Below are 8,373 nucleotides of genomic sequence, written 5' to 3'. Positions count from 1 at the left end.
ACGTCGAAGGCGGCGGTGTGTCCGACATCCCCTCTCCCGGAGGGGGAGGGTTAGGGAGGGGGAACTCCGCCGTCCCATAGACGACAGCACCCATAATGCAGCAGTGCTCCACCCTCCCATCCTCCCCCCTTCGGGAGGAGGTGTAATTGGTCTCACGGCCTCCCGAGCACTCTGTTCCGTCCGCCGCGCTTTGCCTGGTACAGCAACTGGTCCGCATAGGCCAAGAGAGACGGTGCATCGGCGCCATCCTCCGGATAGCAGGCGACCCCCACGCTGATGGTCACCTTGCCGAGCGGCTGTTTCTCCCGCCCCGGGAACGGCTCCGCCTCCACCTTCGCCCTCAACTCCTCCGCTATCTTCAGCGCCCCTTCCTTCGGGGTCTCCGGTAAAAGCAGCACGAACTCCTCGCCACCATAGCGCGCCGCCACATCGGTGCAGCGCACGCTCCCCACCAGGATTGCCGACAGTGTCTTCAGCAGCTTGTCCCCTTCCGGGTGACCGTGGGTGTCGTTGAAGGTCTTGAAGTTGTCCACATCCATGAAGATGATGGAGCACTGCTTCTCATACCTGCGGGACCTGGCGATCTCCACGGCCAGCGTCTCCTGGAAATGGCGGTGGTTGAAAAGCGAGGTGAGGCCGTCCTTGAGGGCCATCTCCTTCAGGACTACGTTGGCCTGCTGCAGTTCTTCATTGGCTTTCTGCAGCTGTTCCACAAGTTGGCGGTTCTGCGCCACCAGCCTCGCCTTCTCCGCCGCCCGGCCGGCAACCGCGGAGATCAGGTCCAGGCTCTCGAACGGCTTGATCAGGTAGTCGTAGGCACCTGCCCGCAGCGCGGTGACCGCGCTGTCGAGGGAGGCATGGCTGGTCATGATCACCACCTGGCTATCCGGGTTGTGGCGCTTTATCTCGGTCAAAAGCTCGATCCCGCTCATCCCCCCCATCCTGATGTCGGTGATCACCAGGGGATGCGAGACTGCGCGAAACGTCTCCAGGGCCTCCTCGCCGCTGGCGGCCTCGGAGACTTTGAACCCGTCCGCCTCCAACACCTGCGACAGGACACTTCTCAGGGTTTCCTCGTCGTCGACCACCAGTAAATTCATCGCGTCGTCCATTCGATACCTCCTTGTTAGCCGAACGCCCCGCCAAACCCATCCTCACCCTGTCCCTCCCCTTGAAGGGGAGGGGATGTAGGGGGGACTCTCACAGGAGATAACAGACTAGTTGTTCAAGTGCCGGTAGCGGCGGGCAGCGTGATTACGAAAATCGCCCCCAGCCCCTCACCGCCTTCCACCCGGATGTCGCCCCCGTGATCCTTGATGATGCCGTAGGTGACCGAAAGCCCCAGCCCGGTCCCCTGCCCCGCCGGTTTCGTGGTGAAAAATGGCTCGAAAATCTTCTGCCTGATCTCCTCCGGGATGCCGGGTCCGGTGTCGGTTACCCGGAGTTCCACTCCAGCTGTCCCGGTCCTGCTGGCGGCCAGAGTGACTTTGCCGGAATTGCCTCCCATTGCCTGCTGCGCATTGATCATCAGGTTCATCAACACCTGCTGCAGTTGGTTGGCGTTTGCGTTCACCGTCGGCAATCCCTCCTCCAGCTCCTTTACCACGGTGACCCCATTGATCCCCAGCTGATGATCAACGATGGCGATGGCGTCCTCCACCACCTGGGCGATCTCCACCGAGCTGAATTCCACCTGCTCCTGGCGGGCGAACTTCAGCAGGTTCTCGATGATGGTCTTGCAGCGCTTGGTCTCTTTCTCGATGATCCTCAGGTTCTTCTCCAGCGGGTTCCCTTCGCCTGCCCCCCTCAAAGAGAGCTGAGTGATGCCCAGGATGCCGGCCAGCGGATTTTTCACCTCATGCGCGATGCCGGCGCCCAGGGAGCCGAACGCCGCCATCTTCTCCGACTGCACCAGCTGAACGTACAGCTCCTTCAATGCCTTCTCCCTGTCCTTCAACTCGACCGCCATCCGGTTGAAGGATCCCGACAGCGCCCCGATCTCGTCCCGCGAATCAGCCTCCACCTCGATCTCGAAGCGCCCCTGCCCGACCATGCGGGTGGCTTCGGAGAGCTTCTCGATGGGACGGGTGATCCGGTGCGACCAGAACAGGCTCAGGATGGCCGCCGCACCCAGAAGGGTGAGGGATATCACCAGCAGGTCGGTGATCAGCTCCCGCGAGGTAAGGTAGGCGGCACTTTTGGGAATCTGGACACCGGCAGTGAGGCTTCCGCAGGGGACTTTGGCAAAGCCTCCCACCATCCCCTTACCCCGGCTCTGGTATTCCAACGTCATCCCTGCCGTCCGCAGGTGCCTCACCTTCCCCCACCAGCTCGGATCGGCGGCGGTCGCGATTCGGGTACGATCCGAGTGGGCCAGGAAACGCCCGTCGCCATCCAGCACAAAGGTCTCGAAGACCCTGGAGCGGCGGGCCAGGCTCAAGAGCCGGTCCAGACGGATGACGCCCGAGGTGGTGACCGCCTCCTTCCCCTCTTTGGCCGGTTGGAAGACGGTGAGGGTGATGGTAGGGAGCCTCGGCGACACGGTGGAATTTTCCACATACGGCTCCTGCTCGGTAAGCACTGAGGGGAGCGGGTGCATCTGCCGGAAGCGTAGCAAGTCCTCCTTGGCGACGCCGCTGGCTTTTAGGCCGGCTGCGTCGTACACGGTCTCCTCCCCGCTCTCACTGAGGCGGGTCACCATGACGAACTCGCCGAACTCCTCGAAGAGCCCCTGCAGGACTTGCCGCCTCCCTTCGTTCGGCTCCTCGGCCATCACCTTGGAGAACAGCCTCAGCCGCTCCCGGTAGCCCACCATCAGCGCGTTGGCCTCTGCCGCCGTATGCTGGACCACGGTGGAGGTCAGATCGTGGATGTAGGCGGTCTTATCCTCATGAAAGAGCCTGGCCATGGTGAAGGTGATCAGGCTCAACACCACCGTGACCACCAGCAATTGGGCGACCAGTATCTTGAACCTGAGCGGGAACTTCAGTTTGTTGTCCATTCCCGGCCTCCTCGGGACCTTCCCGTTTCTATTGCAAAATGATCTTGCCCTGGCTCCCGCCATAAACGATCCGCGACGCGTAGCTGACATTCCCCGCGCCGTCCACCGCCTCCACCCTGATCAGGTTCACGCCGGGCTTCAAGGAAAGCGTTTGGCTGAAACCTCCGTCGCCATCGATTTCCACCTCGACTCCCTCGACAAAGACCTTCGACCCCGCAGGCGCTGTCCCTGACAGGACGAAGAGGCCCACGGCCTGCTGCCCGGACGGGAAATTCACCGACAGCTTGGGGGCTGCAAGCACCTGGACCAACTCGCACTCACCCGCCTTGCTGAAGGCCCCCTCCCTCCCCTCTTCGATCCTGCTGACGCGCCAGTAGTAGTTTCCCTGGGAGAGCTTGCCGGTAGCGAACTCGTGGGTGAGTCCGCCCCTCTCACCCCCCGGTGGAGTGCCCCGGCTGGAGAGCTTTTCATCGATCAGGCATTTTGCGAAGTGCGGGTCGCGGGCGAGCTGAAAATGAAAATCCCCGTCCGGCCCGGCCCAACGGAACCGGACGACGGGAGGCAGCAAGCGGTAACGGTAGAGCGCCCTTCCTTCCCCAACGGTCGGTGCTGCAGGCAGGGGAGCAGGTCCGTCCACCACCACTCCCTTCCTGAGCAGCACACCATAATTCGCCGGCACCCGGATCATCCTCCCCTTCCCTTCCAATTGCGCCTCACCCTGGTACACGGCGAAGCCGGCACTGTCCTTCCCCATGGGAGCGACATGGAAGCGGGCGGCACCGGACGAGATGCGTGCCAGGTGCCCGGCCGCCCTCAGTTCCAGCCCCAGCTTTCTACCCGCCGAAAGGTTGCCGCGCACTTCGCCGTCCACCTGCACCCGATAGCTGCGCGGCCCCGCCTCATCTTCGGCATTGAGCCGAGTCACCACTATCAGCGAATTGCTGCCCAGCTGCAGGTGATCGCTGGGGCCGAAGGATATCGTGGCGCCGGAATGATCGAGTGTCTGCACGGCGTCCTGGCTGAAAAGGGACATCCCCTTGCTCGCCCCGCCCCAGGCCACCGAGTTGCCGCGCCGGAAGCGGACATCGCGCTTGAGCGAGGAGAGCGTCGCCTCCGCCTGCCGGCCCCCCGCATAGCGAGCCGGCCCCAGTTTCTCCTCTTCCCCCACCAACTCCTTAAGGGGAGTCCCCTCCGGGAACATGGCGTGCAGCGAGACCATGAACAGCGAAAAAAGGATGAGCACGAGCAGCAGCGATCCGCAGGTCTCCAGGGCCGCCACCCGCCATCTTCTGCTCCCAGCTCCACGTGTCATGGACGCTCTCCCTCGGTCACCGGCTGCGCAGCCGGCGATGACGTCACCAGTCGCAGGTTCAGGAGCTTGGAGCAGCCGGCCCCGTTGCGGAGCACCAACCCCAGCACCCTTTCTTTTGCGCCAAGCGGAAGGGGAACCAGGAAGCGCCCTTCCTTATCCAGCGATACCAAGTGCCCCTGCAGCTCGACAGTGGTTCCCGCATCGACCTCGCCGGCCAGGGTGCAGGTGGCCGTTCCCGATCCGCTGACGGAGAGCCAGCCGTCAGAGGCGCCGTAAGCGACCTTCCTCTCTCCCAGCGGCCCGGCCAGCCGCAGGGCAGGCACCGGCAGGGTCGTGGCCAGTGATCGCCCCTGTGAGTCCCCCATCTCCACCTTGAGCTGGGCGGTTTCCGCCGCGATGGCGGTCTGGAAGCGGCCGAGCCCGTCAACGGCGACCTGCTTGCCATTGATCACTACGAAGGGAGCCGTCCGGAACCTGTCCTTGGGCGCGACAGGAACCCTCTCCTCAAAATTCCCCTTCAACTCGACCCGCCTGTTCAACCGCCGCCCTTGGTCGGTTTGGTTGTCGGCTATCGGCCTGGCTTTGCCGTACCAGCGCCGGATCAGCCGCGATGCCGGGATTCCCTCCTCCCGCACCAGGTAGAGGGCAGCCTCCTTGCAGCGCTTCCTGGAGAGTTCCATGTTGTATTTAACCGTCCCTACACCGTCGGTATGCCCCTCGATAATGACCTTCTCATTCGGGTGCGCCTTCAGCACGCGCGCCGCCCCCTTCAGCAGCCGCTTGGCCTCCGCCGTCAGGCTCCAGGTGTCGAAGACGAAGGCTCCGCCGGCCAGGGTGACGAGGACAGCCTCGCTGCGGTTCACCCCGAACAGGTCCCTGCCCGTCGTGAAAGTCGAGCCGTCCTGGTAGGTGACGCTGAGCTGGTATTGGTAGATCTCACCTTCCCGCAACTCGCTTGCGCCGCTATCGCCCGACCAGGAAAGCTGCCTCGGCGGCGCTCCCTGCCCGGTGAGCGAGCGAAGCACTCTCCCGTCGGCGTCCCGAATATCGAGAGCCCAGGATCTGACCAGTTCGGCCTGCTGAACGCTGGCGGTAAAGCGAAGCGGAGCAGACGGCCTCCCCTTTTTGAGATCGACAGATCCCTCCAGCCGTTCCCGGCTCACGGTCACCGCAGTGGAGGGGAGCCGCGCCGGCTCGCCGTTCACCAGCAGGGTAAGGAGTTCCGCGCTCCCGGAAAGGCGCAGAGGCTCGTCCAGCCGCTCCGCCGATGCCAGCAGTACCGGAACCGGCGGAGGTTGCTGCGCCTTCGGCTGCCGGACCGCAGGTTCTGCCGTGGGAGGAGCGGCAACCTGCACCGGCTTGGGAGGCGGGAACGCCGCCACCTTTCGCTCCTCGCTTTCGAACATGTCCTCGTCGAACTTGACCTTCACGCCGAAGAAGGGGCCATGCCCCTGGAAGGTCTCGCCGGTCAGGTCCTTATCGTCCAGGCGGGCGTAGTTGTAACCGGCGGAAAGCACCACGTTGCGATAGACGCGATACCCGGCACTGGCCACGCTCCCGAGGCTGTGCTGGCCGGTGTCGTACTGGTTCATGAGCTTCAGGTACACCGAGAGTTCCCAGCGCTCCGCCAGATCATAGGAGAGGCCGGCGAGGATGAGATCGGTGTAGCTGTCGTAGTCGTGGCCACTGGCGCTGGACCAGCTGAACTTCCCGGCGTATTTCCCCTGCACCGTCCAGTCCTTCACCAGGCGGTAGGTTCCCTCGTTGGAGAGGGTCAGCCACCGGTTGTCGCCGGTGCCGGTACTCGGGCAATCGTCGATCTTGTAGCGCAGCAGGCTCAGGAGCTGCAGGGGGTTGCCGGCCAGCGGACGAAACGAGCTCCCCAGGTAGCCATCGAAGAGGTGGTCGTGGCCCGCATCGGCGTTCTTGTCGGAGAAGGTCCCCTTGCCAAGCAGGGTGAGGGCTCCGGTCGCCTTGTAGGCGAAGCCGGCGTTGTAGAGGGAGGTCGTCTCGCCGGGACCGGTGCGGATCTCATAGCGGCCGGTGAGCTTGAGGTCCTTCTGGCGCAGGTACTCACCAGCCAGGGTGAAAGCGGTGCGGGTCCCGCTGATCCCCTGAACAGTCTGCACCCGCTCAAAGGAGGAGTTGAGGAGGATTCCTTCGGCCAGCCGATAGCGGCTGTTCAATCCGAGGATGGCCTGCCCGCGCTCCTGCGAAAGGGAGTTCTCGATCTGGTACCCGGTCCGCGACTCGATCGCGATGTCGTCTCGGTCGAGAAGCTTGCTGGTGACCTCCGTGCTGCTCTGCTCGGTGGTGCCAGCCGTCCCCCTGGAAACCTGATAACCAGTCGTGAGCCGCATCTTCTCGTTGATTGTGCTTTCTACCCCGAAGCGGGTGGCCTGCCGGATGTTGGGATGCCCCTCCTGGTACTCCTCGGTGGCGAAGAGCTTGGTGGTGTCGTTGAGCCGATAATCGAGCTTGAGGAAGGTGCGGGATTGGTACTCCGCCACGTTGGATGGGGCGAGGAGCTGGTCCCGCCGGAGGCTTCCGTCGAGCCGGGGGAGGATGGGCCCCTTCACTCCGGCGTAGAGTAGGTTGGACCGACCTTCCACACCGGGCTTCTCCTCCTCGATGCTTTTGAAGCCACCCTCCGTTTCCCAGAGGGAGAACTTCCTGAGCACGCCCGCCTGGTTGCCGTACTGCTTGGTCCGGCTAATGTCGTCCTTCTGTACGAAACTCTCCGCGAAGAGGAGCGTCTCGGGGATTCCCCGGTAGTCAAGGCGCCCGCCATACTTCCGGGTGCCGATCTCGTTGCCGGTCATGGAGCTGTTGAAGAAGTTGGTATCGACTTTGCGGTAGTAGCCTCCCAGTGCCAGTGAATCGAAAAGGCGGGCGGTGAGCTCGCTTTTGTAGGCGGTCCCCCTTCCCCGTTCCAGGGTATCGCTGACCGCCCCCTCCCCTTTGAGGCTGAAGCGGTCGCCGAACTTCAGGCCCGCGTCGAAGCCGTAGAGGGTGGTATTTTTGAAGTCCTCCTGCTCGACCACGGCGGTGCCGCCGAGATAGGAGCCGGTTGCGGATTTGAGGAGGGCCCGGCCGCCGTAGACGTACTGCTCGGAAAAGGAGGTCTGGCTTTGGTAATTGACCACGATGGAGACTGGGTTCAGGTTCTGGTCAAGCGAGGGGACCGGCTCCTTGAAGAGGATGGTGCCTGCGTTGTAGTCGATCGTGTAATCGGCGTAGCGGAATTTCTCCGAGACGGAGATGAGCCGCTCCGAGTGGTAGCGGTCGCGAACTTCGATGCGGATGCGTTCGCTGTTTTCGAAGATCGGTTTCCTGGAGAGGAAGTAGTAGCCGGAGGTGCCGTTGCCGGGAATCTGGTCCCTCACCACCGACTCCTCGGTCTGGCTTTCGAACCCTTTCAGGTCCAGGTGTACAGTGTTCAGCTCCACCTTGACACCGTTCAGGGCCCGGTCATAGCGGGAGAACTCATTTTCCGAGAGGTCGGTGCGGTAGTCGCCGGCCAAGAGGTAGGAGCGGCCCGACTCCAGTTTCAAGTAGAGCTTGCTGCGGGACTGCGCCTGGTAGCCCATGTCCGTGGCGTCGCCGTAGACCGGGTAATACTTTTCCGGGTTGATAGCTTGGAAGACGCCGTCGCGGCGCTGCTTGTTGGAGTCGTAGGCGGCGGTCAGCAGGTAGTTGTCGAGGAGCGTGCCGCGGGTGAAGAACGCCAGCCGCTGGTCGTGGGAGAAGCCCTCCTCGAAGCGGGCCTCCTTTTGGATGGTGTTCAGGTTGCCGCTCACCTCCCTGGTGCCCACCGCCAGGTTACCAACGCCGACCAGCAGCCAGTCGCGCAGGAACGGCTGAGGTGTCGGAGCTGTCGGAGCTGTCGGAGCTGTCGGAGCTGTCTGAGCTGTCTGACTGGTCTGACTGGTCTGACTGGTCTGACTGGTCGGACTGGTCGGACTGGTCGGACTGCCCGGAGCGAGGGTGGCCGCCTGGCCGAGGCCGGGCAGCACCGCCAGTGCGAAATCCCCGCGGGCCGGCCCACCAAACGGCACCG

At 63.5% G+C, this 8,373-nt stretch carries 4 protein-coding genes; all 4 read right to left on the bottom strand.

What is annotated here, in order from left to right; all coding sequences use genetic code 11:
• Window positions 1–152: 152 nt before the first annotated feature.
• Window positions 153–1,112 (bottom strand): GGDEF domain-containing response regulator, encoded by a 960-nt coding sequence (locus VJ604_RS09300; protein ID WP_324081855.1) that lies wholly within the window; start codon window positions 1,110–1,112, stop codon window positions 153–155.
• Between the two features lie 113 nt (window positions 1,113–1,225).
• The gene (locus VJ604_RS09295; RefSeq protein WP_324081853.1) at window positions 1,226–3,001 is read right to left on the bottom strand and encodes a sensor histidine kinase; all 1,776 of its coding nucleotides are present in this window, start codon (window positions 2,999–3,001) and stop codon (window positions 1,226–1,228) included.
• Between the two features lie 28 nt (window positions 3,002–3,029).
• Window positions 3,030–4,313 (bottom strand): hypothetical protein, encoded by a 1,284-nt coding sequence (locus VJ604_RS09290; protein ID WP_324081851.1) that lies wholly within the window; start codon window positions 4,311–4,313, stop codon window positions 3,030–3,032.
• On the bottom strand, window positions 4,310–8,373 hold a 4,064-nt coding region (locus tag VJ604_RS09285), incomplete at its 5' end, for an OmpA family protein (protein WP_324081849.1). The genes VJ604_RS09290 and VJ604_RS09285, both read right to left, overlap by 4 nt.

The sequence above is a fragment of the Geomonas sp. genome, from assembly GCF_035254065.1.
Classification (GTDB): domain Bacteria; phylum Desulfobacterota; class Desulfuromonadia; order Geobacterales; family Geobacteraceae; genus Geomonas.
The sequence above is the reverse complement of the archived record's forward strand: the minus strand, read 5'-3'. Positions and strand labels throughout refer to the sequence as shown.